A 24809-nucleotide genomic window follows, 5' to 3' on the forward strand; every position below is an offset into this window, starting at 1 on the left:
CATCACCAGCGCACGGCACCTACCAACTCACCCACAACACACTCTTGACGACACAACCAACCCCTTAACTACGCGGCATTGGCCCTTGACGGGCCGGCCCGCCCCGGAAGGACAATGGGCTGCCGGGAAACCCCCGGACACTCCCCCGACCCCGAGTACGGGGATCCCGCTCGCCGCGGCCCCGCCCGCTGCTGCCCGCCTTCTGGGAGACCGTCCCGCCACGTGCCTCCGCCCACCGCAGCCCCGACCCGCTCGACCGCCGCCGCTCGGGGGCTGTCTCGTGTCTCGCGCCGGCCGGCTGATCCGGTGTCGCCGTCTGCGTCGACCGCCTTGATCCGGGGCGCCTGGCACCTCCACCTGCCCGACTCCGGTGACTCAGGGCGTCGTTCCGCAGTCCTCCCCAGGCTCGCTCGGCTCCCCCTCACCCCCACCCCCACCAACCGGCCTCCCCCCTCACCCCTCACCCCTCACCCCTCACCCCTCACCCACAGGAGCCCTCATGCACCCCCGCCCCGCCACCCCCGCCGACATTCCCGAGCTCATCCGACTGCGGGCCGTCGCGCTCGCCGCGCTCGGGGTCGAGCCCGGGCCCGCCGATGCCGCCTGGCGGGACGTCGCCCCCGGGTGGTTCCTCGAGCGGATCACCGACCGGTCCGACGTGCACTGCCTCGTCGTCGGCGGAGCACCCGGCGAGCCCCTCGCGGCCACCGGGATGGCCTGGGTCACGTACCACCTGCCCAGGCCCCAGTACACCGACGGGCGCCGCGGCTACCTCGACGGCATCGTCACCGACGACGCCTTCCGCGGGCAGGGCCACGCCCGGCGGATCGTCGACGGGCTCGTCGCATGGCTGAACGGCATCGGGATCCACTACATCCAGCTGCACGCCAGCGCCGCCGGCGAGCCCGTCTACGAGGCGGCCGGCTTCGTGCCCAGCCACTTCGGCAGCATGGACCTCTTCACGCAGCCGGTCGGCTGATCACCGCCTCCGCTCACCGGCGTTCCAGCCGCCCCACCCGTCCCTTCTCCCCCGCCGCCCAGCAGCTGCCGTCGGCGGCGCAGTCGACGGTGTCGAACGAGCCCGGCTCCAGCGCCCGCCAGCTGCGGCCCCCGTCCGTGGTCACGTCCGTGCCGGTCGGCCCCACCGCGAGGGCCGCGGCGCGCGCGTGCGGGAGCCAGGCCGCGCCCGACCGGTAGGCGGGCGGCGGGGTCCCGGACGGGCTCCAGTTGCGGCCGGCGTCGGCCGAGACCGCGGCGGCCTGCGGGGACGCCTGGCCGCTGCGGTAGTCCCCGCCGACGGCGAAGCCTGTCGTCCGGTCGCGGAAGGCCAGGGCGAAGACCCCCTTGGCCGGGTCGCCGGCCGGGATGCCGGACTCAGCGGCCCGCCAGGTGCGGCCGCGGTCCGCCGAGTGCAGGATCCGGGCGACCGGGCCGCCACCCGTGGCCAGCCACACGTCCCGGGACCCGGCACTCACCAGGCACTGCCCGCTCGCGGCGAAGCCGGCCTCGCCCGGCAGGGCGTCCGGCATGCCCGTGTCCGGCAGCACCGCCCAGCTACGCCCGCCGTCGTCCGTCGACAGGATGCGGAACTTGCCGTCCACCGGGTCGCTGACGGCCAGGCCGTGCCGGGAGTCGAAGAAGGTCAGGCAGTCGTAGAAGGCGCGCGGGTCGGTGTTCCGGAAGCTCTCGGTCCATGTCTTGCCGCCGTCCTCGGTGCGCAGCACCCGCGAGGCCTCTCCCTCCCCGATCGAGAGGGCGACCGCGCGGCGCGCGTCGAAGGCCTCGATGTCGCGCAGCTCCAGGCCTTCCGCCGCCGCGGCGGGCGGTGAGACGTCCTGCCAGCTGCGGCCGCCGTCGACGGTGCGCAGCACGGTGCCCTTGGAGCCGGCCACCCAGGCCGTGGTGCGGCTGACCGCGGCCAGTCCGCGGAATCGGGCATCCTTGCCGGTCTGCTTCAGCGCCCAGCCCGCACCGCGAAGCTCCCGTAACTCCCCAGTCCCGGAAGCGTCCTGCACCCCAGGTGCCTCCTGCATCCCAGTAGCTTCTCGCACCCCATGAACGTCCTGAACGTCCTGAACCTCCTTCGTCCCGCCGCTGTCCGCCTGCGCCGGAGCCACCACCGGACCCACCGTCAAAGCCGCCGCGAGCATGCCAACTCCCAGAAGTCTCATGGCGCCGGAAGCTAATGCACCCCGGATTCGCCGTCCAGGGTGCGTCCCCGCCACCGCCTTCACGCGGCCTGCCCGAGGTGTTCGACACGGGGCAGCGGCCCTGGGTGCAGCCCGACGGCGCCGGTCCCGAGCGGGTCGCCGAGGTGATTCGGCGGTGCCCGTCGGGCGTGTTGCAGTACCGGCTGACCGACGGGCCGCCCGAGGAGCCCGACCGACCGACGACGGTCGTACGGGCGCGGGCCGGCCGGCTCGTGATCCGCGGGGAGCTGCGCGTGACGACCGCGGACGGAACCGTCCGCGATGAGACCAGGGCGATGCTTTGCGCTTGTGGAGTGAGCGGGAACCAGCCTTTCTGCGACCTCTCCGGAGCGTGCGGCAAAGGGTGACCGCCCTTCGGGCGCAACCCCCACCTCGATTACTCTGTGCGATCAAACGGATGCGTTCCAGCCAAGCGGTGACACAGCTCACGTCATCTGCCGTGCACGGATTTGCCGATTGCGGCGTCTATCCGGATGCCGGGTTCCACCCACGCCCGGCAGGAATTCCGCCGCAAGGGAGCGAGCCTTGATCACTGTTATCGAGCAGGCTGTGCAGGCACGTCTGGTGGCCACCGCGCCGAAGGTCGAGACCGTACCCGTCACTCTCTGCTACGACCGCGCGGATCCGTTCGCCGTGCGGATGGCCTTCCCCGCCCCCGCCACGCTGGAGGGCGTCGAGGTTTCGTGGACCTTCGGGCGCGAGCTCCTGGAGTCGGGCCTGGACTACCCGACGGGCCATGGCGACGTGCGGGTGCGACCGTACGACGGTGAGCGGACGACGATCGAGTTCCACGCCCCCGAGGGTGTCGCGATCGTGCTGATGTCCACCGCCGAGCTGCACCGGTTCCTGGGGCGGGCGGCGGAGATCGTCCCGCCGGGGCTGGAGCACCTGTACCTGGACATGGACCACAGCCTGGCCGAGCTGATGCGCGGCCCCCACTGAGCCCGGCGCCCCGACCCGGCCCGCCCCACGCCACCCCGCCCCACCCACGCCACCCCGCCCCACCCGTGCCGACCCGACCCCGCCCGTAAATCGTTTGCGGGCGGGGTCGGTCGCGCATAGCTTCGTCGACGACCCATCCCCGTCGAACGGAGCAGGACGTTGCTCTTCTGAGGCCGAGACGCCGACCGACACCCACACCCGGTCACCCAGCCGACCCCGCCGCCGTGCCGCCGTGCCGCCGTGCCGCCGTGCCGCCGTGCCGGCACGCCGTCGTACGGCCGTGCCGCCGCACCGCCCTGCGGGGCCTCGCCACCGGGTCGTCCTCGGCCGTCTCCCCCCGTTGCACGCACCATTCACGCAACCCGGAGGCCTCCATGAGTACGACGTCCCCCGCTTTCATCACCTGCTCCACCCTCTCCTTCGAATGGCCCGACGGCACCGCCGTCTTCGACGGGCTCCAGCTGGCCGTCGGCCCCGGCCGCACCGGCCTGATCGGACGCAACGGCAGTGGGAAGTCCACCCTGCTGAAGCTCATCGCGGGCGAACTGAGCCCTTCCGACGGCCAGTTGTCCGTAGCCGGCAGCCTGGGCTACCTGCCGCAGAACGTCACCCTCGACACCTCCCTCCGCGTCGACGAGGCGCTGGGCATCCGCGCCGCCCGCGCTGCCCTGCACGCCATCGAGGCGGGTGAGGCGAGCGAGGAGAACTTCGCCGCCGTCGGTGACGACTGGGACGTCGAGGAGCGCGCCCTGGCCGCCCTGGAACAGCTCGGTCTCGCCCGGATCGGCCTCGACCGCACGGTCGGCGAACTCTCCGGCGGAGAGGGCGTGTTGCTGCGGCTGGCCGCCCTGCTGCTGGCCCGCCCCGACGTGCTGCTGTTGGACGAGCCGACCAACAACCTGGACCTGCGGGCCCGGCGCCGGCTGTACGCGGCGGTCGAGTCCTGGTCCGGGGTGATGCTGCTGGCCAGCCACGACCGGGAGCTGCTGGAGCGGGTCGACCAGATCGCCGACCTGCACGACGGCGAAGTGCACTGGTACGGCGGGAACTTCTCGGACTACGAGGCTCAGATCGCCGCCGAGCAGGAGGCGGCCGAGCGGCTGGTCCGGACCGCCGAGGCCGATGTGGTGCGGCAGAAGCGGGAGTTGGCCGAGGCGCACCTGAAACTGGCGCGGCGCAGGCAGTACGGGCAGAAGATGTACGACACCAAGCGCGCGTCCAAGATCATCGCGAACGGCAACAAGAGCGCGGCCCAGGAGTCCGCGGGCAAGCACCGCGCCCTGCACACCGAGCGGCTGGCGCAGGCGAAGGAGCGCCTGGACCAGGCGGTGGAGGCCGTCCGGGACGAGGCCGACATCCGGATCGAGCTGCCGGCGACCCAGGTTCCGCCGGGGCGCCGGGTGCTGACCCTGAGCGGGGTGCAGCTGGCCCACGGGGCCGGGGTGCCGGGCGAGTGGGAGGTGCGCGGCCCGGAGCGGATCGCTCTCGTGGGCCGCAACGGCTCCGGCAAGACGACCCTGCTGCGCACGGTCGCCGGGCTGCTCGATCCACTCTCCGGGGAGGTGGTGACACACGTTCCGGTGGGGTTCCTGCCGCAGCGGCTGGACGTGCTCGACGAGAGCCTGTCGGTGGCGGCGAACGTGGCCCGCTTCGCCCCGCACGCCTCGAACAACCTGATCCGGGCGCGGCTCGCGCACTTCCTGTTCCGCGGCGGCCGCGCGGACCGGGCCGCGGGCACGCTGTCGGGCGGGGAGCGGTTCCGGGCGGCGCTGGCCGCGCTGCTGCTGGCGGAGCCGGCTCCGCAGCTGCTGATGCTGGACGAGCCGACGAACAACCTGGACCTGGCGAGCGTACGGCAGCTGGCGGGCGCGCTGGACGCGTACGAGGGCGCGCTGCTGGTCGCCAGCCACGACGTGCCGTTCCTGGAGTCGATCGGGATCACCCGCTGGTTCCTGCTCGACGACACGATCCGGCCGACCACGGCCGAGGAGGTCCGGGAGACGCTCTGGGCCGCCTGACCGGGCGGCCCACCCGTTCCACCCCGTCGACCCACCCCACCGCGCACCGCGCACCTGAGCCGGCCCCGGCTCCCGGCTTCGATGCCGGGGGCCGGGGCCGGCTCCGCTTCGGCCCCGCCGTCGGCGTCAAGGCGATGGCGCGGAGACCACCTGCCGGCGTGACTTTCGCCGCGAACTTGGCCGTACGCACCCTCACCAACTGCATAGATAACCGGACGTAACCGGGCACATGAACGCCTGGGGCTTGGCTGACCCTCACGGTCCGCTTAACCTACGGCGTCGTAGGCTACGGCACCGTAGGTAATTCGCTTTGTCCCCAGGAGCACCCGTGACGATCACCTCTCCCCACCTCGGCAGCTCTCAGGCGTGGACCGACGCCAAGCTGCTGTACGCGCTGGAAGAGGTGGTGGAGAAGGAGCTCAACCGCCACCTGAAGGTCACCAAGGACTGGATGCCCCACGAGTACGTCCCGTGGAGCGACGGCCGGAACTTCCCCGCGTTCTTCGAGGACGGCGAGGCCTGGGACCCGCAGCAGTCCAAGGTCACCGACATCGGCAAGATCGCGCTGGTGGTGAACCTGCTGACCGAGGACAACCTGCCCAGCTACCACCACGAGATCGCCACGCTGTTCGGCCGCAACGGCGCCTGGGGCACCTGGGTGCACCGCTGGACCGCCGAGGAGGGCCGTCACGGCATCGTGATGCGCGACTACCTGCTGGCCTCGCGTGCGGTGGACCCGGACAAGCTGGAGAACTTCCGCATGCAGCACATGTCGGAGGGCTTCGAGTCCGACAACCGGCACTCGATGCTGCACTCGGTGGCGTACGTCGCCTTCCAGGAGCTGGCGACCCGGATCTCGCACCGCAACACCGGACACCAGTCCGGCGACCCGGTATGCGACCGCATGCTGGCCCGTATCGCGCAGGACGAGAACCTGCACATGATCTTCTACCGGAACCTGCTGGGCGCCGCCTTCGAGATCGCCCCGGACCTGACGATGCAGGCTGTGCGCGATGTCGTGGTGAACTTCCGGATGCCCGGGCACGGCATGCCCGGCTTCGAGCGGATGGCCGCCCAGATGGCGATCGGCGGGGTCTACAACCTGCGGATCCACCACGACGACGTGCTGAGCCCGGTCATGCGCTTCCTGAAGATCATGAGCATCGACGGCCTCGGCCCGGAGGGCCAGAAGGCCCAGGAGGAGCTGGGCCTGTTCATGGACGGCCTGGACACGGAGGCGCGCAAGTTCGACGAGCGCCTGGCCGCCCGCGCGGCCCGCCTGGCCGCCCGCAAGGGCTGACCGCCGGTCGTCCCCGTTGGCCCGTTGACCCGTTGATCCCTCGGCCTCGGCCTCGGCCCGCTCGTGCGGGCCGGGGTCAGCGGCGCGAGCGCAGGGCGTGGCGCTCGGCCTCCGAGAGACCGCCCCAGACGCCGAACCGCTCGTCGTTGGCGAGGGCGTACTCCAGGCAGCCGGCCCGCCCCTCGCACGCGGCGCACAGCCGCTTCGCCTCCCGTAGCGAGGAGCCCGGCTCCGGGAAGAAGAACTCCGAGCCGATCTGGGCGCACAGGGCGACCTCGTACCAGGTTGCGGCAGGGGCGGTGGCGTCGGACGTGGTCGTGGTCTTGGTGGTGGCGGTGGTGTTCATCGACATGCCGGAGATCCTCACGGCCCCCGATGGACGTCCGATCAACGACCGATCAATACCCGTTCACGCCGGGGGCGGCGGGGCACTGGTGATGACCGCGAACCGGGCTCCGTAGGGGTCCGCCAGCTTCGCGAAGCGGCCGACCCCCTCCATGGAGACCGGGGCCAAGCGGACCTTGCCGCCCGTCTCCTCGGCCCGGGCCGCCGTGGCGTCGCAGTCGGCGACCTCGAAGTACGGGGTCCAGTAGGGGTGGTCGGAGTCCTCGACCGGGTCTCCGGCGATGGGCACCAAGCCGCCGAAGGTCTCCTCGTCGGCGGTTCCCGCCGGCTTGACCATCTTGTACGAGCTGCCGTCGAAGGCCATCTCGGCGACCTCCCAGCCGAAGACGGTGCCGTAGAAGTCGCGCGCCGCGGCCACGTCGGCCGTGTACAGCTCGGCCCAGCACAGGGTGCCGGCCTCCCGCACCGCGCCCAGGCCCGTGTGCCCGTGGGGCTGCCAGGTCGCGAAGGCCACTCCCTCCGGGTCGGTGAAGACGGCCATCCGGCCGTACTCCAGGACGTCCGCGGGCTCGTGGAGCACCGTGCCGCCGGCCCCGGTGACGGCGGCCGCGGTGGCGGCCGCGTCGGAGCTCTGGAAGTACACCGTCCAGGCCGGGGGGCCCTGCTCCTGCGTGACGGCCATGCCGCCCGCGACGGTCTTGTCGCCGAGGCGGAACATGCCGTATCCGCCGACTTCCTCGCCGCCCGGCTGGTAGTCCCAGCCGAACAGCCCGGCGTAGAACCCTGCGGCGCCCTCGGTGTCCGGCGTGCCGAGGTCCACCCAGTTCGGGGCGCCGTCCTTGTAGTCCGTGGTGAGCATGGCCGGTACTCCTTCCGTCCTCCCTTCGAGGATGGCATCCGGTACTGACAGCGGCCCGGCGGCGCCGCTCCGCAGTCTGGACGACCGTGCGTCCGACTAGGGTGGGCGCATGGCTGACGGACGCGTGGAGCGCGGCAACCAGACGCGGCGGACCGTTCTCGCGCGGACGGTGGAGCTCGCCTCCACGGAGGGGCTGGAGGGGCTCTCCCTCGGCAGGATCGCGGGCGATCTGGGGCTGAGCAAGAGCGGCGTCTTCGCCCTCTTCGGCTCCAAGGAGGAACTGCAGATCGCCACGGTCCGCGCCGCCGCGGCCGTGTTCGCCGCGCAGGTCGTGCAGCCCGTGCACGAGCAGCCCGCCGGGGTCGGCAAGGTGTGGCGGCTGTGCGAGCTGTGGATCGCCTACTCGGCGTGCCGGACCTTCCCCGGCGGATGCTTCTTCCGCTCGGCCGCCGCGGAGTTCGGCTCGCGCCCCGGCCCCGTACGCGACCGCGTCGCCGCGGCCCGCGCCGAGTGGACCCAGTACGTGGAGCAGCAGCTGCACGACGCCGGCCGGGCGGGCGCGTTCCGGGAGGACGCCGAGCCGGTGGCCGTGCCGCAGCTGGCGTTCGAGATCATCGCGCTGATGGAGCTGGCCGACTCCGAGTCGGTGCTGCACGACGACCCGGCGCCGTACGAGCGGGCCGGTCGGGGCATCCTGGGCCGGCTGCGCGCGCTGGCGGCCGCCCCGGACGAGCTCCCGGAGCAGCCCACGGCAGTCAGCCCGCCCGGCTGACGACCGGTCAGTCATCGCGTTTGGCGCGGCTCGGCTGGACGCGCTTCGGTTCGCCCGGCATCTTCGGGTAGTCCGGCGGGTAGGGCATGTCGCCCAGGCCGTCGTCGTGTTCGTGGCGGTCGGCGAGTTCCAGTGCCGCGTCCAGGGTGAAGGCGTGGTCGTCCATGTCCACGTGCAGGTCGCCGAGCTCGGCGAAGCGGGCGGGCATGGTGGTGATGTCGAAGTCGCGGGGCTCGGCGGAGTCGAGCTCGTCCCAGCGCAGCGGGGCCGAGACCGGGGCGTGTGGGCGGGGACGCACGGAGTAGGCGGAGGCGATCGTCCGGTCGCGGGCGGTCTGGTTGTAGTCGACGAAGATCCGCTCGCCGCGCTCCTCCTTCCACCAGGCGGTGGTGACCCGGCCCGGCATCCGCTGCTCCAGCTCCCGGCCGATGGCGATCGCGCACCGCCTGACCTCGGTGAAGGTCCAGTTCGGCGCGATCGGCACGAAGACGTGCAGGCCGCGCCCGCCCGAGGTCTTCGGCCAGCCCCGCAGCCCCAGGTCCTCCAGGACGTCCCGCAGCTCGTGCGCGGCGATCACCGCGTGGTGGTAGTCGGTGCCCGGTTGGGGGTCCAGGTCGATGCGCAGTTCGTCGGGCCGGTCGGTGTCCGTGCGGCGCACCGGCCAGGGGTGGAAGGTCAGGCAGCCCAGGTTGGCGGCCCACAGCACGGCGGCCGGCTCGGTGGGGCACATCTCGTCGGCCGACCGCCCGCTGGGGAAGGAGATGTGGGCGGTCGGGATCCAGTCGGGCATGGTCTTCGGCGCGCGCTTCTGGAAGAAGGACTCGCCCTCCACCCCGTCCGGGTAGCGCTCCAGGGTCGTGGGCCGGTCGCGCAGGGCCCGCGTGATGCCGTCCGCGACGGCCAGGTAGTACTGCGCCACGTCCAGCTTCGTCAGGCCCCGCTCCGGGAAATACACCTTGTCCGGGTTGGACAGCCGCACCGTCCGCCCGCCCGCGTCCAGCTCGATCGCATTTCCGGATGCACCCATGTGCGCCACGGTAGGCGGGCCCAGCCCGACGCGCATACCGGGCGGACCGGTACATATCACCGCAGAATCGTTGGCATGGATCTGCCCGTGATGCCGCCCGTGAAGCCGATGCTCGCCAAGTCGGTGTCCCGGATCCCGCCGGGTATGCAGTACGAGGCCAAATGGGACGGCTTCCGCGCCATCGTGCACCGCGACGACGACGAGGTGGAGATCGGCAGCCGCACCGGCAAGACCCTGACCCGGTACTTTCCCGAGCTCATGACCGCCTTGCAGGAGAACCTGCCCGCCCGCTGCGTGGTCGACGGCGAGATCGTGATCGTCCACGGCGGGCGGCTCGACTTCGACCGGCTGACCGAGCGGATCCACCCCGCGCGGTCCCGCGTCGATCTCCTCGCCCGGACGACGCCCGCCAGCTTCGTCGCCTTCGACCTGCTCGCGCTCGGCGACGCGTCGCTCCTCGACGCCCCGCTCGCCGATCGCCGCACCGCCCTGTCCGATGCCCTGTCCACTGCTCGGCCCCCCGTCCATCTCGCGCCCGCGACCACCGACCCCGCGCTCGCGCAGGAGTGGTTCGAGCGGTTCGAGGGCGCCGGGCTCGACGGGGTGATCGCCAAACCCCTCGACCTGCCCTACCGGCCCGATGCCCGTCTCATGTTCAAGATCAAGCACGAGCGTACGGCGGATGTCGTCGTCGCGGGATTCCGTTTCCACAAGAGCGGTCCGATTGTCGGATCGCTGCTGCTGGGCCTGTACGACGACCGGAACGCGCTGCAGCACGTGGGCGTGTGCGCCGCCTTCCCCATGAAGCGCCGCGCCGAGCTGGTGGAGGAGCTCGCGCCCCTGCGGATGGCGGACGCCGCCGGACACCCGTGGGCCGCATGGGCCGAGGAATCCGCTCACGAGAGCGCCCGCCTGCCCGGCGCCCAGAGCCGCTGGACCGGCAAGAAGGACCTCTCCTGGCTGCCGCTGCGCCCCGAACGCGTCTGCGAGGTCGCGTACGACCACATGGAGGTCGACCGCTTCCGGCACACCGCCCAGTTCCGCCGCTGGCGGCCCGACCGGACGCCGGAGAGCTGCACGTACGCCCAGCTGGAGGAGGTCGTCGGCTACGACCTCGCCGAGGTGCTGGGGATGGGCCCCGGCCCGGGCCCCGGCTGATCCGGCCACCCGGCCACCCGGCCACCGAGCCTGCCGGGCCCTGCCACGGCCCCTGCTCGACGCGGGCGCCGTCCCCACGCCCGCCCCGGCCCACGCCGGCCCCGGCCCTCGCCGGGGCGCCCTCTCAGCCCGCCGTCAGCTTCTCCCACTCCGCCCGCTCCGGGCCCACCGCGTTCGGCACGTACTCGGGCCGCGCCGCCAGCCAGCGCGCCACCCTGGCCCGGATCTCCGGGTCCGCGTACGCCCGCTCCGGCGGCTCGGCCAGGTGCCGGACCCGCGCCCGGGCCCGCATCACCTCCGGATCCTCCAGGGCGCAGTCGAACAGCGCGGCCGTCTCCCGTGCCGCTCCCGTCCGCACGGCCCGCGTCGCGAACCGCTCCCCGATGGCCGCGTCGGCGACGACCTGGAAGTCGAACCACGGCTTCAGCGTGCGCACGGCCCAGGCGTGGTGCTCGGCGGCGTACCGGGCCGAACCCGGATCCTGCCCGCCGGCCGTCCGGGCCACCCGGAGCGCCGCCCACAGGGCCAGCGAGGTGCCCTGCCCGAGGGTCGGGTTGGTGTGGGTGATCGCATCGCCGATCGGCACCAGGCCGGCCACCACCGGCCCCTGCTCGTCGACGAGCGCGCTCCACCGGTTGTCCAGGCTCGCCGTGGCCAGGACCTCGGACAGCGGCTCCGCGCCCAGGTCCAGCCAGGCCTCCCCGGGCGGGAAGGCGCGGGCGGCGCTTTCGAAGAGGGCGGGGGCACGCAGCGCCGAGCGGGTGGTGTCCCGGGTGTGGACGATCAGGGTCACGGCGAAGACGCGGTTGTCGGCCGGGAACACGGCGCACCCGGCGAAGGGCCCGCCGGTCACCGCCCACGGGCGGCGCGGGCCCTCCTGCATCCCGTCGGGCAGCCGGTACCAGCGACAGAAGTACGCCAGGCCGGTGCGGTGCCGTTCCACGACAGGCGGCCGGCAGCCCGCGGCGGCCAGCCAGCGCTCGGTGCCGCCGCGCCGGCCGGCCGCGTCCACGACGAGGTCCGCCGCGTACGCCCCGGCCTTCGTGGCCACTCCCGTGACCCGGACGGGCCCCGCCGCCCCCGGCCCGGCACCCGCTCCCGGCACCGTGCCCGGACCCGTCGTCAGCCCGGTGACCGGCTCCCCGTGCCGAAGGACGGCTCCCTCCTCGGCACGCAGGGCCGTGAGCAGCGCGCTCTCCAGCACGATGCGGCGGGCCTGGAGCATGACCAGGTCCTCGTCACCGGGCCGCGCGGGCGGCCGTACGTCGAACCAGTCGAGCTCGTGGCGCTCGCGGGCACCGAGCCGCAGCGTCTCCGCGTACACATCGGGGAGTTCGTCGCGCAGGAGCGTGCGCGCCGCACCGAGGAGGACGTGCGGCTGGGTGGCCTGCGGGACGGTGGGCCGGTGCCATCCGAAGAAGTCCCGGTCGAGGGCGGTGCCGGGGGCGCGCGTGTCCCGTTCGAAGAGTTCGACGGTGTGTCCGTTCCGTGCGGTGAGCAGGGCGGTCGCCAGCCCGCCGACTCCCCCACCAATGACCACCACATGTGCCATTGCGCGCCCCCTGATCCCCGTGTCCCGCACCCCGCCCCGGCGTTCCGTAGGCCCATCGGACCGCACCGGGCCTGCACGGAAGCCTGCGCGGAGGGACCCCGGCCGAAACCCGCACACCAGTCCGAAGTGTCATGCCCGTCCGCGGCCGCCCCGGTACGCCTCCAGGGCCGACCGGGCCTCCTCCTCGATCAGGTCGGCGTTCACGGTCATCGCCGCGCGCACGCCGGCCGCAGCCGCGGCCGCGAGCTGGTCCAGCGGGCTGGTGAGGTTCCCGGCCGCCCACACGCCCCGCAGGGCGGTGGCCCCCGTGGCCGGGTCCGCCTCCAGGCAGCTGCCGACCACCACCCCGTCCCGCTCGACGGCGGCCACGGGCAGCCCCAGGCTCGCCGCCACACCGGCCCGGGCGGTGAGGCGCGGTGCGACCACCAGGGCCCGGCACGCCATGGATCCGCCGTCCGACAGGGCCACCCCGACGAGCTCGTCCCCGTCGACGGTCAGACCGGTCACCTCGCCCTCCACCACCGGGACGCCCAGCGCCGTGAGGAGTTCCCGGTCCTCCGCGCCGGGCCGCCAGGAGTGGGCGAGCAGGGTGACCCGGTCGCTCCAGTTCCGCCACGTCTGCGCCTGGTGGACGGCGAGCGGGCCGGTGGCCAGGACGGCGAGGGGCCTGTCGCGGACCTCCCAGCCGTGGCAGTACGGGCAGTGCAGCACGTCCCGCCCCCAGCGGGCCCGCAGCCCCGGCAGCTCCGGCAGCTCGTCCACCAACCCGGTGGCGAGCAGCAGCCGGCCGGCCCGGACCACCGAACCGTCGCCGCACCGCACCAGGAACCCGCCCTCCGCCGCCCGGTCGGCGGCGACGGCCGTGCCGGCCGCCCCGGACCGGATCACGCCGCCGTACGCCGACACCTCCGACCACCCCACGGCCAGCAACTCCGCCGGGGACGCCCCGTCCCGCCCGAGGTAGCCGTGCAGATGGGCGGCCGGGGCGTTGCGGGGGCTGCCGGAGTCGAGCACCAGCACGGAGCGGCGGGCCCGGGCGAGGGTCAGCGCCCCGGAGAGTCCGGCGGCTCCGCCGCCCACGACGACCACGTCGAAGGTGCGTTCCGTTTCTGCGGTGTTGTCCATCGCCTCGTCCTTACGGTTGTGCGGGGGTCCGTGCGATGAGCACGGGACCGCGGGCCGCGGTGCGGCCCGTCCCGTTGCCGAACCGGGAAGATGATGCACGAGCGCGCCGGATCCGCCGGCCGGCCACGTCGTGCGAAGAGGGACGAGGAACCACCGGATGACACCCATGCCGCCCACGCCACCCACGCCGCCCACGCCTGCCGAGCCGCCCCGGCCGCCCGCCGGCCGGCCCGCCGATCCGTCGGGTCAGCCTCCGGCCGGCGCCCCCGGGCCGACCGCGGAGCGCCCCGAGCGGACCGTCCCCCGGGCCAACGGCGTCGTCGGCGTCGGGCTCGTCGTGGCCGACTCCGCGGGCCGGGTCCTCCTCGGCCAGGCGCACGACGGCCGCTGGGAGCTGCCGGGCGGGAAGGTCGACCCCGGAGAGGGCTTCGAGCAGGCCGCGGCGCGTGAGCTGGCCGAGGAGACGAGCCTGCGGGTGGCCCCCGGGGACATCCGGATCCTCTCGGTCCGGATCGATGCGAAGTCCGGCGTCACCCGCCTGACCGCGGCGGCCGTCACCACCTCCGCCGAGGGGACGCCCGCGGTCACCGAGCCGCACAAGATCGTCCGCTGGGAGTGGTTCGCGCCGGCCGAGATCCCGCACGCCCTGTACGCACCCTCGGCGGGGGTCCTGCGCACCTGGCGCCCCGAGCTGGCCCCGGTCCTGCCGACCGTGTCGCCGTACGACTATCCGACGGCGACCACCGAGTCCGGGGAGGCCCAGGAGGGCGGGAAGGCGTAGGAGGCCTGGAAGGCGTAGGAGGCCTGGAAGGCGTAGGTGGCCGGGAAGCCCGGGCCTCCCGGGAAGCCCGCGGCATGGGGCGCCCGCCGCCCCTACCCCGCCACCCGCACACCCGCACACCCGGCCGCCCGCGTCCTGCCCCTACACCCCCGCCGCCGTCCGCTGCGCGAACGTGCCCTCGCGGAGGTCCTCCGCCAGCAGCCGCTTGGCGATGGCGTCCGCCGCGGCCCGCAGTTCCGCGCCGCTCGGCCGGCCGCGGTCCTTCTCCAGCTGGTCGCCCAGCCAGCGCGCCCACGCCTTCGAGATGACCTCGGCCTCCCGCTCCCCCGCCTCGGTCAGCGAGAGGAAGTGGCCCTCACGGGTGAGGTAGCCCTCGTCCACCATCCGGTCGAAGACCGGCAGCAGGACCTCCGGCGGCACGGCGCGGCGCGCGGCCACCAGTCCGAGGCTGGCGTGGCCGACCGTACGGGTCATCAGCTCGACCTGCATCACGGCCCAGGCGCCGGCGATGTCCAGCCGGGTGTCCGAGGTGGCCACGATCTCCCGGGCGGTCTCCGGCCCCATGGTGCGCACGAGCTTCCCGACGGCCAGTTCCAGCAGTTTGGCCGAGTCCCCGGAGGCGGTGGTCGGCGAGGCGAAGCCCTCGCCCATGTCGGTCGAGGCGGCGCGGACGCTGTCGCGCAGCCGCACCTCCTTGAGGAACAGCGCGACGACCAGCCCGAGCGCCGCGACCGGAACCGTCCACAGGAAGACGGTGTGCAACGCGTCCGCGTACGCGTCGACGACCGGTACGGCAGCCTCCGGGGGGAGGTCGTGCACGCCCTGCGGGCTCTCCACGACTGCCGCGATCTGCGCCGGGTCTCCGCCGCTGGCGCGGGCCGCTTCGGCGACGGCCGCCTCGAGCCCCGGTCCGAGGCTGTTGGCGTAGATCGTCCCGAAGACCGCGGTGCCGAAGCAGCTGCCGAGCGTACGGAAGAACGTGACACCGGATGTGGCGGTGCCGAGGTCGGCGTAGTCCACGGTGTTCTGCACGGCGATCGTGAGCACCTGCATGCTCAGGCCGATCCCGGCGCCCAGGACGAACATGTACAGCGATTCCAGCCAGGCGGAGGTGCCCGGCCCCATCAGTGACAGCAGGAACAGGCCGATGCCCATGGTCAGGCAGCCGACGATCGGGAAGATGCGGTAGCGCCCGGTCCTGCTGGTGACGTTGCCGCTGAAGACGGAGGCGAGCAGCAGGCCGAAGACCAGGGGCAGCGTCCGCACGCCCGACACCGTGGCCGAATCGCCGTCCACGTACTGGAGGTACGTCGGCAGGAAGGTCAGCGCGCCGAGCATGGCGAAACCGACGACGAAGCTGAGCACCGAGCACACCGTGAACACGGGGGTGCGGAAGAGCCGCATCGGCAGCATCGGCTGCGCCGCCCGCGTCTCCACCAGGCAGAACAGGGCGAGGGCGATCGCCCCGGCGGCGAAGAGGCCGATGATGACGGCCGAGTTCCAGGCGTACTCGCTGCCGCCCCAGCTGGTGGCGAGGATCAGGGCGCTGGAGCCCGCCGCGACCAGGACGATGCCCGGGTAGTCGATGACCGGCCGCCCGGCCGCCCGTACCGAAGGGATCGTGCGGGCGGCCGCGACCACGACCAGGATCGCGATCGGCACGTTGACGTAGAAGGCCCAGCGCCAGCTGAGGTGGTCGGTGAACAGGCCGCCGAGCAGCGGCCCGACGACGGTCGCGACGCCGAAGACGGCGCCGATGGCGCCCTGGTACCTGCCGCGTTCACGGAGCGGGATCACGTCGGCGATCAGGGCCATGGCGGTGACCATGAGGCCACCGGCGCCGGCGCCCTGCACGCCCCGCCAGACGATGAGCAGCGTCATGTTGCCGGCCAGGCCGCACAGGAACGAGCCGGTGATGAAGACGACCGCGGAGACCTGGAAGACCACCTTCCGGCCGAACAGGTCGCCGAACTTGCCGACGAGGACGGTCGCGACGGTCTCGGCGAGCAGGTAGGAGGTGACCACCCACGACATGTGGTCGCCGCCGCCGAGTTCCGCCACGATCGTGGGCAGGGCGGTTCCGACGATCGTCTGGTCGAGCGCCGCGAGCAGCACGCCCAGCATGATCGTGCCGAAGACGACGTTGCGCCGCCGCCGGTCGAGCTCGGGGGGCGCCGCCGCGTCGCCGGTGGACCGGGCGGGGGCTGTGGTCACATCTCGCACTCTCACAGCGGCCCCGCCCCGCCGCATGCGGCGCTGGGCCGTACGGGGGACCCGGCCGCCCCGGGATCAGCGCAGGTAGCCGAGACCGGGGTGGACGGCCGCGTACCCGTCGAGGAGCCGCCGGGCCACCCCCACCGAGTCCACCAGCGGGTGCAACGCGAAGGCTTTGACCGCCTCGGCCCGGGAGCCGCCGGCCGCGGCCGCGAGGACGGCGCGTTCGGCCGCCTTCACGGAGGTGACCAGCCCGACGGCGTGCAGCGGCAGCGGGTCCACGGCCACCGGGTGGGCGCCGTTGGCGTCGACCAGGCAGGGGACCTCGATGACGGCCTCCTCGTCGAGCACGGACAGCGTCGAGCGGTTGCGCACGTTCAGGATGAGGGTGGTGCGCTCGTCGCGGGCGATGGCCCGCATCAGCGCGAGCGCGACCTCCTCGTAGCCGCCGGAGCCGGATTCGAGGTCGCTGTCGTCGCGTGCGCCGGCGCCGGCCGCCTCGCGGTTCTCGGCCATGTAGGTGGCCTCGCGCTCGGCCCGGGTGCGCTCCCAGGCGGCCAGCGCCGCTCCGGGCGGCAGCACGTCCCGGCCGGCTTCGGCGTAGAAGCCGCGCTGCTGGTCGCGCAGGAAGGCCCCGCGGGTCTGCTTCGCCTCCTGGTACGCCCGTACGGTGTCCCGGTTGAAGTAGTAGTAGTGCAGGTACTCGTTGGGAACCGCGCCGAGCGAGCGGAGCCAGTCGGCCCCGAAGAGCCGCCCCTCCTCGAAGGACCGGAGCGCCGCCGGGTCGGCCAGCAGCCGGGGCAGTTCGTCGCGGCCGCCGACGCGCAGGCCCCGCAGCCAGCCGAGGTGGTTGAGGCCGACGTAGTCGATCCAGGCGTCCTGCGGGCGGGCGCCGAGCACACGGGCGACGCGCCGGCCGAGCCCCACCGGGGAGTCGCAGATGCCGATCACCCGGTCGCCGAGCACCTCGGCCATGGCCTCGGTGACCAGCCCGGCCGGATTGGTGAAGTTGATGACCCAGGCCTCGGGGGCGAGCCGGGCGACGGCACGGGCGATCTCCCGCGCCACCGGCACGGTCCGCAGGCCGTAGGCGATGCCGCCGGCGCCGACCGTCTCCTGGCCGAGCACGCCCTCGGCCAGCGCGAGCCGCTCGTCCGCGGCCCGCCCGTCCAGGCCGCCGACGCGGAGGGCGGAGAAGACGAAGTCGGCCCCGCGCAGGGCCTCGGCCAGGTCGGTGGTGATGGACACCGACGGGGCCGGGAGCGGGTCCGGAGCCGACGCCGGGGCGGGGGCCGTGCCCGGGCCGGCCGCCGTGCGGCGTGCGGTGGCCGTCGCCGCGGCCGCCTGGTCGGCGAGGACCCGGAAGACGGCGGTCAGCCGCGCCGGGTCCGTGTCGTACAGCGTCACGTGGGACACCCGGCCTTCGGCCCGGTCGCCGAGCAGTGCGCCGTACACGAGCGGTACCCGGAACCCGCCCCCGCCGAGGATCGTCAGCCGCACGCCGTACCGCCCTTCAGCCAGTGCCGCCGCGGATGCCACGATCCGCGACATTCGGGCGGCGGCACACGAATGGAGGGCTCCAGTGTCCCCTGCCGGTCAGTCCTCCAGTGCCGGCACGGCGCGCAGCCGCGGTCCCTTGCCGTGCGGAGCGGCGCCGTCGCGGGCGGGTCCGGCTGCGGCACCCTGGGGCGCCGAGAGGACCATGGTGATCCGGGTGAGCCCCATGGCGTCGAGCATGCGGCTCGATTCGGCCACGAGCCGGCACCGTACGAGGCCCCACTGCGGGTCCCAGTGGCGTACGGACCGCACCGCGCCGTCGCGCTCGGCGGCCTCGGCCCCGTGGGTGGCGAGCCAGTGCGGCACGCCGTACCGGTAGGCGGCCTCCATGAAGGGGTCGCGGGCCACTTCCTGGCGGATGCTGCGCAGCCCCTCGTCGTCCGGGGCGGCCTCCAGTGCGGCCGCGAACTGGGCCAGCAACGGGACGCACCAGGCCGGCTCGTGGTCCTCCAGGACGGCGGCCGCGTCCGGGTGGAACAGCACGAAGCGCAGGAAGTTGTCGTCGGGGAGGGCGGTCGGGTGGGGGCGCACCGACTGGAAGAGTTTGTCGAACGCCGAGTTGGTGAGCGCGACGTCCCAGCGGTGGTCCACGAGGAAGCTGGGATAGGGCACGGCCTCCATGAGGGCCGCGTAGTCACACAGGTAGTCGCGCTGCGCGGGGTCGTCGGGCAACCGGTTCTCCTCGGCCGCCCGCCAGGTCGGCGGGGGGTCCCGGTCGACCATGACGCGGAAGAGCCAGAAGCACTGCCGCTCGCTCATTTCCAGGGCCTCGGCCAGGGCGAGCAGTTTGCGGTCGGTCCATTCCTTGACCAGTCCGCGCTCCCAGTTCCCGTACGCACGAACGCTGATGCGCAGCCGTGCGGCGAGGTCCTCCTGGCTCAGGCCCAGCTCCTCGCGGCGCTGGCGCAAAATCTCCTTGCGTCGTTCCGACCGCACTGCGCCACGCGCGGACTCCTCGCCCGCCAGGCGCTCCTCACCGGCGTGGGCGAGGCCATCGGACGGGCCCACCGCTGCGAGATGTAGCACCGAGAGCTCCCCCTCCTCACGGTCTGGATCTTCAATTTCCTCTGGCGATCCTGCTACCGACGTCATTCGAGTGTCAACTATCGTGGCAATTCCAGCCTCTTGACAGCTCATTCCCGCCACAGCTGTGGCAACTTCTGGCCCTGCGGCGGGAGAACGGATAGATTCCAAAAGCCGACCATGTGCCCGAACCGACTCGCCGCGATCTAGGAGAACCACTGGTGACAGACGGCTTCCCGGCTCCCGTCGCGGTGGCCAACCCGTCCCTGGCAGCCACCGTCACGCGCGTCGCAGAACTCGCGGGCAAAATGGGCCGCGACCCGAACAAGGTCTTCGACCTGCGCCGCCTCTCCGAGGCCTCCGGCGTGCCCATGGACGTGGTACGGAGCCTGCTGGACGGCAGGCCGGCCGGCGAGCCCTGTCTCCAGGCCCGGTTCCTCCAGCGGCTCGACCTGCTCCGCCGTACGAGGCTGAAACCCAACGGGCGCCGCTACACCCAGCAGGAGATCGCCGACGGCGCAGGGATGTCCCGGCAGCAGGCCGGAGCCCTGATCAACGGCGACCGCCGGCCCACGATGGAGCACTGCGACGCGATCCAGCGCTTCTTCGGCGTCCACGCCGGATTCCTCACGGCGCACGACGTGGACGCCCTGACCGACGCGCTGCTGCGCACCGAGCAACAACTCCTCCAGGACTACGCGGGCCGCACCCGCGAGACCGTGCCCGCCCCGGCGCCCTCCGCGAGCGATCCCCTGGCGAGACTCCTCCAGGACCACGGGGTCCGGGGCATCGCCTGGCGCGCCGCGCAGCTGCCCAGCGACAAGCACCGCGACAAGGTCGCCGAGTGGCTGGACATGCTCCTCGAAAGCGTCAAACCGAACGAATCCTGATCCCGGCCCAGTCGACAGTCAGTCTGAGTCTGGGTCTGTCTGATCCTTGAGTCCTGATCCGGATCCACGCCGACGGGGAGAACGGTGAGCATAGGCAGAGAGCAGCGCCGGTTGTGCGGCGAGCTGGTGGCCGGCCTCCAGCTGACCGCGCCCGTGGAACCCGTGGACCTCTACACCGCCCTCTGCGAGGGCATGAGCAGGATCCGCGGCCGCCGGGTGGACTTCCGGATGGCCGCGTTCCCGCCCGGGACGGCGAGCGGTCTGTGGCTCGACATGGCCGACCGGGACCTGGTGGTCATCGAGGAGCGCACGGCACCGGACCACCAGCTGGTGATCCTCGGTCACGAACTGTGGCACATGAAGGCCGGCCACTGCAGCCACCACGTCGACGGGGCCGCCGTCGCGGCCCGCCTGCTGTCCGACGAAGCCGACCTCGGCGAGACCGTACGGCGCGTGGCGGCGCGCACCCGCGCCGACATCCGCGAGGAGACCGAGGCCGAGACCTTCGGTTTACTGCTGGGCAGTCGGTGCCGGACCTGGCTCGCCGGGTCGGCGAGCCACCGGGCGCCCGCACAGCGCGACCAGTTGGCGGGGCGCATCGAGGCCTCGCTCGGATACCGGGGGCACAGGAACGACCGTTGAACGGCCAGGACTACTACATCCCGGCAGCCGCGCTGGGCATCGCGCTCGCCTTCAAACTGCCGGCGCTGCGCAACAACTGGCGCGACCCCCTGCTCCGCGCGGTGTGCTCCCTGCTGGTCCTGGCCGGATCGGTCTTCGCCTTCGCCGCCCCGCCCACCATCGTGGCGGTCAACGAGCTGACCGGTGTCACCAACGTGTCCGCCCCGCTCGTGTACTGCCTGATCACCCTGTTCAGCGCAGCCTGCCTGGTGCTGATCGTGAACTGGCGCGGCGGCCCCGCCGAGTCGACCCGGCGCATCTCGCGCCGGTGGATCGTCGGCTACTGCGGGGTCGTGGTCGTGCTCGTCGCCCTCTTCGCGATGGGCGACGCCCCCGTGGAACGGCTGCGCGACTTCGATACGTACTACGCGAACGAGCCCTACGTCCGGGAGATGATCGCCCTCTACCTGACGGCGCACCTGGTGGCGGCCGTCGTGATGGTCGCCATGTGCTGGCGCTGGTCCCTCCAGGTGCGCGGCTGGCTGCGGACCGGCCTGATGATCATCGTGGCGGGGTACGTGTTCAACCTCAGCTACGACGCGACCAAGATCGCCGCGGTCGTCGCCCGCTGGACCGGCCACGACCTCGACGACCTGAGCACGTACGCCGCCCCGCCGCTCGCCTCCCTCGGCGCGCTGATCAGCGCCATCGGCTTCGTCCTCCCCCTGGTCTGCCAGCGGCTGTCCGACCACTGGCAGACGTGGACGACCTACCGGCGGCTCGGGCCGCTGTGGGACGAGGTGCAGCCGTGCGCGCCCACCGGAACCCCCTGCGTGAAGATGTCGTGGTGGGCTCCGCCCGAGCTGCGCATGATCCAGCGCGAGTCGGACATCCACGACGCGTTCCTGCACCTGGGCCCGTACTTCGACGAACGCCAGCGGGACCGGGCGTACGGGCTCGCCCTGGCCTCCGGGTCGGACGAGGAGACTGCCCGCGCCGTCGGCGAGGCGGCCATGGTCGCCGCCGCCGTCCGGGTCCGCGCCGCGGACCCGGACGGGGCCGCCATCGGCGGCGAGGAGGGTACGGAGGGCGCCGCCCGGGCCACGCCCGGCCCGCGGGACCTCGTCCGCGTCTCCCGGGCCCTGCGGGATTCACCGGTGGTCGCGTGCGTACGGCGGCAGGGGACGGCCGGGGCGGTCTGCTGACCGATCGGGCGGCGCGGAGCGGGCGGCGGCGGGGGCTGGGCCAGCCGGGGGGCTGCGCCCACCGCCGGTCCGCGGTCGGGCCCGCGCCCGCGTCAGCGGACGGCCGCCGCCAGGGCCGCCTTCGGGAACAGGTCCTGGAAGGGGCCCGCGGAATCGATTCCCTCCCGGCCGTAGGGCGCGTCGAAGCTCCAGACCATGAACAGCAGGAACACGATCAGCGCGCTGAACAGGCCCGCCAGCAACAGCTCCCGGCCGGAGCGGCGGATCTGGAGCGTGAAGATGAGACCGACCGTCACCACACCGCCGGTCAGCAGCCCGAACCAGACCACGCTCGGCAGGGTCGACTCGTCGCTCTGGACGCGCGAGTGGCGGGCGTCGTCGGCTGCCGCGATGTGGTCCAGCAGCGGCTGGTAGGCCTGCGCCTGGAGCTCGGTGGCCGGACTCTGGTGGGTGACGTCGCTGCGCAGCTTCGCGAGCAACGCGGCGCCCTCCGGGCTGGCCGACTCGCCCGAGGTCAACCGCGGCCAGTCCACGGCGACGGTGTGGGTGACGTACGCGTCCACCTCCCCGCGGATCCGGTCGCGGACGGCCGCCGGGTAGACGTCGGCGCGCTGGCTGACCTCGTACAGCGCCTGCGCCTCGCGCCGCACGCTGTCCTCGGCGGAGCCGCGGGCCTCCCAGACGCCGGCGATGGCGAGGCCCAGCACGATCGCGTAGACCACGCCCACCATCATCGTCATGTACTCGATGACGTCGGGGGTCTCGCTGGTGTCCTCGTCAGGGGCGACCCGGCGGTGCCGGATGAGCGTGCAGGCGAAGACGAGGGCGCAGACGAGCACCATGGCGATGGCCAGGATCAGCCATTCGGACACGAGGGTTCTCCCGTTGGTGGATCGGTCAGGGGGTCAGCTGCTGCGGCTCTTCGACCGCGGGCGCAAGGCCGCGGCGGCGAGCACGGCCGGGGTCGTGACGACGGCCATGATCATCACGGTGGACAGGCCGCCCGGCTCCCGTCGGGCCAGGGCCTGGGAGCGGTACGGGCGGACGTGGAAGGCGGAGACGCGCGCGGCCCCCGCTCCGCGCGCGGGCGGAGCCCCGGCTGCGGCCGCCGGCGGCTCGGCAGCCGCCGCGGGATCCGGCGCGGCTGCCGGGGGCTCCGCAGCCACGGCCGGGGCCTTCGCCGCCGGGGATGCGGCCGGGGATGCGGCCGGGGGCGGCTCCGCAACGGCGGCGGCCGGCAGCGGGCCCAGTCCGGGGTGGTGCACGGTCGGTCGGTCCGCACCGGGCACTCCGGGCACGCCCGGCACCACCCCCGGAGGCCGCACGCCCGGCACCACCGCCCCCGGGGCCCGGCCCCCAGGAGGCCGTACCGCGGGCGGCCGGACCTGCGGAGGCCGGGCGGCAGGAGGCCGGACCACGGGTGGCCGGGCGGCCGGAGCCCGCAGGGGCTCCTCGGGCCCACACACGTGGAGCCGGGCCTCGGCCCGGGCGGCGTGACCGCCGGCGGCGCCGACGTCGGCAACGTCGGCGACCGCCACCTGGCCGTGCAGCGGGCAGCACACCGCCACCAGGCCCGCTCCCGCGAAGTACTGCCAAGCGGCCACCGCGCGTCCTTTCGTTCCGCAGCAGAAGTGAGGTTCCGGCTGAAGAAACGATCACGGCACCGCTACGACACGCCGCACGGAGGACGAGCTCACTGACGGGGCCCGGATTCACCCCATCGAAAGAACCGGGCCGGTGACCACGAGCCCGAGATCGCCGCCCGCGTAGGCGAAGAAGGCGCACATCACCAGTGCTGCGCCGCCCAGGGCGATGTCCTTGAGGAAGTGCACCTGCTCCGCCTGCCGGGCCTGCGGCTCCTGCTCCCGCCAGAACCCGTGCATCAGCGGGGCCGTGACGAAGCAGAACGCGGCGAGCAGCAGCGCACCGATGTCGGCCCACAGGCCGACGGCCACGCTCACGGCACCGACCAGCAGGACCACGCCGCTGCCGGCCACGGCGACCACCGGCTGCGGCACCCCGCGCGAGGCGGCGTAACCGGCCATCGCCTTGGTCTGGGTCAGGTGGCCGACACCGGAGACGGCGAAGAGCAGGACGAACAGAATGCGTCCGATCAGGACGAGGACGTCCATGGCGACCTCCCGGGAGCGCACGGGCGACCGCCCGCGCACCTCGGCGCCTGCCCGTTCCGGCCCGGTTCACCCGTCCGGCGCAGCACCGGCCGCCACCCGCCGCCGACCCGCCCCACGCTCGTGAGGAGCGCACCCGCGGCCGGCGCGGGGAAACCGACGGGAAGGGGACGGTCGCGGGTGGACCTCGAAGCGAGAGCCGACGCCCTGATGGACGGTTTGCAGGCCGATCTGGAACGGCTCGCGGCGATCCCGTCCGTCGCCTTCCCGGGCCATCCGCCGGAGCCCGTGATCGAGGCGCACGACCTCGTCGCCTCGCTCCTGCGCGACGCGGGCGTCCCGGTCGTGGAGCGGATCGACCTCCCGGACACCGCGCCCGTCGTCTGGGGCGAGATCCCGCCGCCGGAGTCCGACGCCCCGACCGTCCTGCTGTACGGCCACTACGACGTGCAGCCCGCCGGGGACCCCGCCCTGTGGCTCTCGCCGCCGTTCGTCCCCACCCCCGTCCCCGGCGGCCTGCGGGCGCGGGGCATCGCCGACGACAAGTCGAACGTGATCGCCCAGCTGGGCGTGATCCGCCTATACGGGGGCCGGCCCCCGGTCGGCCTCAAGGTGGTGATCGAGGGCCAGGAGGAGTACGGCAGCGCGTTCGACGCGTATCCGCCGACCGACCCGGAGCGGTTCGCCTGCGACGCGATGGTCATCGCCGACCTCGGCAACCTGCGGCCCGGCACCCCGACGCTGACCACGGGCCTGCGCGGGGCCGCCGATCTCACGGTGGAGGTGCGCACCCTCGCCGAGCCCCGGCACAGCGGGGAGTTCGGCGGTGCGGCGCCCGACGCGCTGCTGGTGCTGCTGCACGCGCTCGCGACCCTGCACGACGCCGACGGCGACGTGGCGGTGCCCGGTCTGCGGCGCGACCCGTGGGAGGGGGCCGATTTCACCGAAGGGGAGTTCCGGGACCTGGCCGCGGTCCACGACGACGGGGGCGGCGCCAGCCCGCGCCCCCCGGGCCGCGCGGGGGGGGGGCGGCCCCCCCCCACCCGCCTACGGGGGGGGGCGGCGCCCCCGGGGCCACACC

Annotated in this window: 24 protein-coding genes; 12 read left to right on the plus strand and 12 right to left on the minus strand. The window is 73.6% G+C overall.

Annotated features, from left to right (window positions below):
* Nucleotides 1-499: 499 nt before the first annotated feature.
* Nucleotides 500-979, plus strand: a complete 480-nt coding sequence (locus tag ACFVGY_RS31295; RefSeq protein ID WP_385683748.1) for a GNAT family N-acetyltransferase — start codon at nt 500-502, stop codon at nt 977-979.
* 13 nt (nt 980-992) lie between these two features.
* On the opposite strand, the gene ACFVGY_RS31300 is transcribed toward ACFVGY_RS31295, so the two are convergent.
* The gene (locus ACFVGY_RS31300; RefSeq protein ID WP_385683750.1) at nt 993-2033 is read right to left on the minus strand and encodes a WD40/YVTN/BNR-like repeat-containing protein; all 1041 of its coding nucleotides are present in this window, start codon (nt 2031-2033) and stop codon (nt 993-995) included.
* A gap of 152 nt (nt 2034-2185) precedes the next feature.
* On the opposite strand from ACFVGY_RS31300, the gene ACFVGY_RS31305 reads away from it, so the two are divergent.
* The 4 genes from ACFVGY_RS31305 to ACFVGY_RS31320 all read left to right on the plus strand — a co-directional run bounded on the left by ACFVGY_RS31305 (nt 2186) and on the right by ACFVGY_RS31320 (nt 6470).
* Nucleotides 2186-2557: a (4Fe-4S)-binding protein gene (locus tag ACFVGY_RS31305; RefSeq protein WP_385683753.1), complete on the plus strand. Its 372-nt coding sequence runs from the start codon at nt 2186-2188 to the stop codon at nt 2555-2557.
* Between the two features lie 178 nt (nt 2558-2735).
* The gene (locus ACFVGY_RS31310; protein WP_385683756.1) at nt 2736-3152 is read left to right on the plus strand and encodes an SsgA family sporulation/cell division regulator; all 417 of its coding nucleotides are present in this window, start codon (nt 2736-2738) and stop codon (nt 3150-3152) included.
* Between the two features lie 374 nt (nt 3153-3526).
* Nucleotides 3527-5170, plus strand: a complete 1644-nt coding sequence (locus ACFVGY_RS31315) for an ABC-F family ATP-binding cassette domain-containing protein (protein WP_385683759.1) — start codon at nt 3527-3529, stop codon at nt 5168-5170.
* 328 nt (nt 5171-5498) lie between these two features.
* On the plus strand, nt 5499-6470 hold the full coding sequence (locus ACFVGY_RS31320) for an acyl-ACP desaturase (RefSeq protein WP_385683760.1): 972 nt from the start codon (nt 5499-5501) through the stop codon (nt 6468-6470).
* 76 nt (nt 6471-6546) lie between these two features.
* Here ACFVGY_RS31320 and ACFVGY_RS31325 read toward each other — a convergent pair whose 3' ends face one another.
* Both ACFVGY_RS31325 and ACFVGY_RS31330 read right to left on the minus strand, forming a co-directional pair.
* The gene (locus tag ACFVGY_RS31325) at nt 6547-6816 is read right to left on the minus strand and encodes a WhiB family transcriptional regulator (RefSeq protein ID WP_385683866.1); all 270 of its coding nucleotides are present in this window, start codon (nt 6814-6816) and stop codon (nt 6547-6549) included.
* Nucleotides 6817-6879: 63 nt separating this feature from the next.
* Nucleotides 6880-7674 (minus strand): VOC family protein, encoded by a 795-nt coding sequence (locus tag ACFVGY_RS31330; RefSeq protein ID WP_385683763.1) that lies wholly within the window; start codon nt 7672-7674, stop codon nt 6880-6882.
* Nucleotides 7675-7783: 109 nt separating this feature from the next.
* On the opposite strand from ACFVGY_RS31330, the gene ACFVGY_RS31335 reads away from it, so the two are divergent.
* On the plus strand, nt 7784-8446 hold the full coding sequence (locus ACFVGY_RS31335; RefSeq protein ID WP_385683766.1) for a TetR/AcrR family transcriptional regulator: 663 nt from the start codon (nt 7784-7786) through the stop codon (nt 8444-8446).
* Nucleotides 8447-8453: 7 nt separating this feature from the next.
* Here the strand turns inward: ACFVGY_RS31335 and ligD are convergent, their stop codons facing one another.
* Complete coding sequence (ligD, locus tag ACFVGY_RS31340; RefSeq protein WP_385683768.1) at nt 8454-9473, minus strand: non-homologous end-joining DNA ligase; 1020 nt, start codon at nt 9471-9473, stop codon at nt 8454-8456.
* Nucleotides 9474-9548: 75 nt separating this feature from the next.
* Between ligD and ACFVGY_RS31345 the strand changes: the two genes are divergently transcribed.
* Nucleotides 9549-10631, plus strand: coding sequence for an ATP-dependent DNA ligase (locus ACFVGY_RS31345; protein ID WP_385683771.1), 1083 nt, complete (start codon nt 9549-9551; stop codon nt 10629-10631).
* 124 nt (nt 10632-10755) lie between these two features.
* Here the strand turns inward: ACFVGY_RS31345 and ACFVGY_RS31350 are convergent, their stop codons facing one another.
* Nucleotides 10756-12183, minus strand: a complete 1428-nt coding sequence (locus ACFVGY_RS31350) for an NAD(P)/FAD-dependent oxidoreductase (protein WP_385683773.1) — start codon at nt 12181-12183, stop codon at nt 10756-10758.
* A 129-nt stretch (nt 12184-12312) separates the two neighbouring features.
* A complete protein-coding gene (locus tag ACFVGY_RS31355; RefSeq protein WP_385683776.1) occupies nt 12313-13308 on the minus strand; it encodes an NAD(P)/FAD-dependent oxidoreductase in 996 nt (331 codons plus the stop codon).
* A gap of 157 nt (nt 13309-13465) precedes the next feature.
* Between ACFVGY_RS31355 and ACFVGY_RS31360 the strand changes: the two genes are divergently transcribed.
* Nucleotides 13466-14089, plus strand: coding sequence for an NUDIX hydrolase (locus ACFVGY_RS31360; protein ID WP_385683779.1), 624 nt, complete (start codon nt 13466-13468; stop codon nt 14087-14089).
* A gap of 141 nt (nt 14090-14230) precedes the next feature.
* On the opposite strand, the gene ACFVGY_RS31365 is transcribed toward ACFVGY_RS31360, so the two are convergent.
* From ACFVGY_RS31365 to ACFVGY_RS31375, 3 genes are all read right to left on the minus strand, one after another.
* Nucleotides 14231-16339 carry an MDR family MFS transporter gene (locus tag ACFVGY_RS31365; RefSeq protein ID WP_385683782.1) on the minus strand — a complete coding sequence of 703 codons (2109 nt, stop codon included), beginning with the start codon at nt 16337-16339 and terminating at the stop codon, nt 14231-14233.
* Between the two features lie 39 nt (nt 16340-16378).
* Nucleotides 16379-17803 carry a 6-phospho-beta-glucosidase gene (locus ACFVGY_RS31370; protein ID WP_385683785.1) on the minus strand — a complete coding sequence of 475 codons (1425 nt, stop codon included), beginning with the start codon at nt 17801-17803 and terminating at the stop codon, nt 16379-16381.
* A gap of 96 nt (nt 17804-17899) precedes the next feature.
* A complete protein-coding gene (locus ACFVGY_RS31375) occupies nt 17900-18886 on the minus strand; it encodes a helix-turn-helix domain-containing protein (protein WP_385683788.1) in 987 nt (328 codons plus the stop codon).
* 218 nt (nt 18887-19104) lie between these two features.
* Here ACFVGY_RS31375 and ACFVGY_RS31380 point away from each other — a divergent pair, with 218 nt between their 5' ends.
* The 3 genes from ACFVGY_RS31380 to ACFVGY_RS31390 all read left to right on the plus strand — a co-directional run bounded on the left by ACFVGY_RS31380 (nt 19105) and on the right by ACFVGY_RS31390 (nt 21599).
* Entirely contained in the window at nt 19105-19773 is a 669-nt protein-coding gene (locus ACFVGY_RS31380) for a helix-turn-helix domain-containing protein (RefSeq protein ID WP_385683791.1), read from the plus strand.
* A gap of 84 nt (nt 19774-19857) precedes the next feature.
* Nucleotides 19858-20415, plus strand: coding sequence for a toxin-antitoxin system, toxin component (locus ACFVGY_RS31385; protein WP_385683794.1), 558 nt, complete (start codon nt 19858-19860; stop codon nt 20413-20415).
* Complete coding sequence (locus ACFVGY_RS31390; protein WP_385683797.1) at nt 20412-21599, plus strand: MAB_1171c family putative transporter; 1188 nt, start codon at nt 20412-20414, stop codon at nt 21597-21599. The genes ACFVGY_RS31385 and ACFVGY_RS31390 overlap by 4 nt, the downstream gene beginning before the upstream one ends.
* A gap of 92 nt (nt 21600-21691) precedes the next feature.
* Here ACFVGY_RS31390 and ACFVGY_RS31395 read toward each other — a convergent pair whose 3' ends face one another.
* The 3 genes from ACFVGY_RS31395 to ACFVGY_RS31405 form a co-directional block, all read right to left on the minus strand.
* Nucleotides 21692-22471 carry a hypothetical protein gene (locus tag ACFVGY_RS31395; RefSeq protein WP_385683800.1) on the minus strand — a complete coding sequence of 260 codons (780 nt, stop codon included), beginning with the start codon at nt 22469-22471 and terminating at the stop codon, nt 21692-21694.
* Nucleotides 22472-22504: 33 nt separating this feature from the next.
* Nucleotides 22505-23203 carry a hypothetical protein gene (locus tag ACFVGY_RS31400; RefSeq protein ID WP_385683802.1) on the minus strand — a complete coding sequence of 233 codons (699 nt, stop codon included), beginning with the start codon at nt 23201-23203 and terminating at the stop codon, nt 22505-22507.
* A gap of 108 nt (nt 23204-23311) precedes the next feature.
* Nucleotides 23312-23731, minus strand: a complete 420-nt coding sequence (locus tag ACFVGY_RS31405; RefSeq protein WP_385683805.1) for a DoxX family protein — start codon at nt 23729-23731, stop codon at nt 23312-23314.
* Nucleotides 23732-23908: 177 nt separating this feature from the next.
* Between ACFVGY_RS31405 and ACFVGY_RS31410 the strand changes: the two genes are divergently transcribed.
* Nucleotides 23909-24809 (plus strand): M20/M25/M40 family metallo-hydrolase (locus ACFVGY_RS31410; RefSeq protein ID WP_385683808.1); only part of this gene is annotated, 901 nt, incomplete at its 3' end.

The sequence above is a fragment of the Streptomyces sp. NPDC127106 genome (assembly GCF_042677605.1).
Lineage (GTDB): Bacteria > Actinomycetota > Actinomycetes > Streptomycetales > Streptomycetaceae > Streptomyces.

What these genes read in the sequence shown, in the direction of transcription:
- ACFVGY_RS31295 (WP_385683748.1), top strand. Translation starts at nt 500, where the DNA reads ATGCACCCCCGCCCCGCCACCCCCGCCGACATTCCCGAGCTCATCCGA.
- ACFVGY_RS31300 (WP_385683750.1), bottom strand. Translation starts at nt 2,033, where the DNA reads ATGCAGGAGGCACCTGGGGTGCAGGACGCTTCCGGGACTGGGGAGTTA.
- ACFVGY_RS31305 (WP_385683753.1), top strand. Translation starts at nt 2,186, where the DNA reads ATGCACCCCGGATTCGCCGTCCAGGGTGCGTCCCCGCCACCGCCTTCA.
- ACFVGY_RS31315 (WP_385683759.1), top strand. Translation starts at nt 3,527, where the DNA reads ATGAGTACGACGTCCCCCGCTTTCATCACCTGCTCCACCCTCTCCTTC.
- ACFVGY_RS31325 (WP_385683866.1), bottom strand. Translation starts at nt 6,816, where the DNA reads ATGAACACCACCGCCACCACCAAGACCACGACCACGTCCGACGCCACC.
- ACFVGY_RS31330 (WP_385683763.1), bottom strand. Translation starts at nt 7,674, where the DNA reads ATGCTCACCACGGACTACAAGGACGGCGCCCCGAACTGGGTGGACCTC.
- ACFVGY_RS31335 (WP_385683766.1), top strand. Translation starts at nt 7,784, where the DNA reads ATGGCTGACGGACGCGTGGAGCGCGGCAACCAGACGCGGCGGACCGTT.
- ligD (WP_385683768.1), bottom strand. Translation starts at nt 9,473, where the DNA reads ATGGGTGCATCCGGAAATGCGATCGAGCTGGACGCGGGCGGGCGGACG.
- ACFVGY_RS31345 (WP_385683771.1), top strand. Translation starts at nt 9,549, where the DNA reads ATGGATCTGCCCGTGATGCCGCCCGTGAAGCCGATGCTCGCCAAGTCG.
- ACFVGY_RS31350 (WP_385683773.1), bottom strand. Translation starts at nt 12,183, where the DNA reads ATGGCACATGTGGTGGTCATTGGTGGGGGAGTCGGCGGGCTGGCGACC.
- ACFVGY_RS31355 (WP_385683776.1), bottom strand. Translation starts at nt 13,308, where the DNA reads ATGGACAACACCGCAGAAACGGAACGCACCTTCGACGTGGTCGTCGTG.
- ACFVGY_RS31360 (WP_385683779.1), top strand. Translation starts at nt 13,466, where the DNA reads ATGACACCCATGCCGCCCACGCCACCCACGCCGCCCACGCCTGCCGAG.
- ACFVGY_RS31365 (WP_385683782.1), bottom strand. Translation starts at nt 16,339, where the DNA reads ATGCGGCGGGGCGGGGCCGCTGTGAGAGTGCGAGATGTGACCACAGCC.
- ACFVGY_RS31405 (WP_385683805.1), bottom strand. Translation starts at nt 23,731, where the DNA reads ATGGACGTCCTCGTCCTGATCGGACGCATTCTGTTCGTCCTGCTCTTC.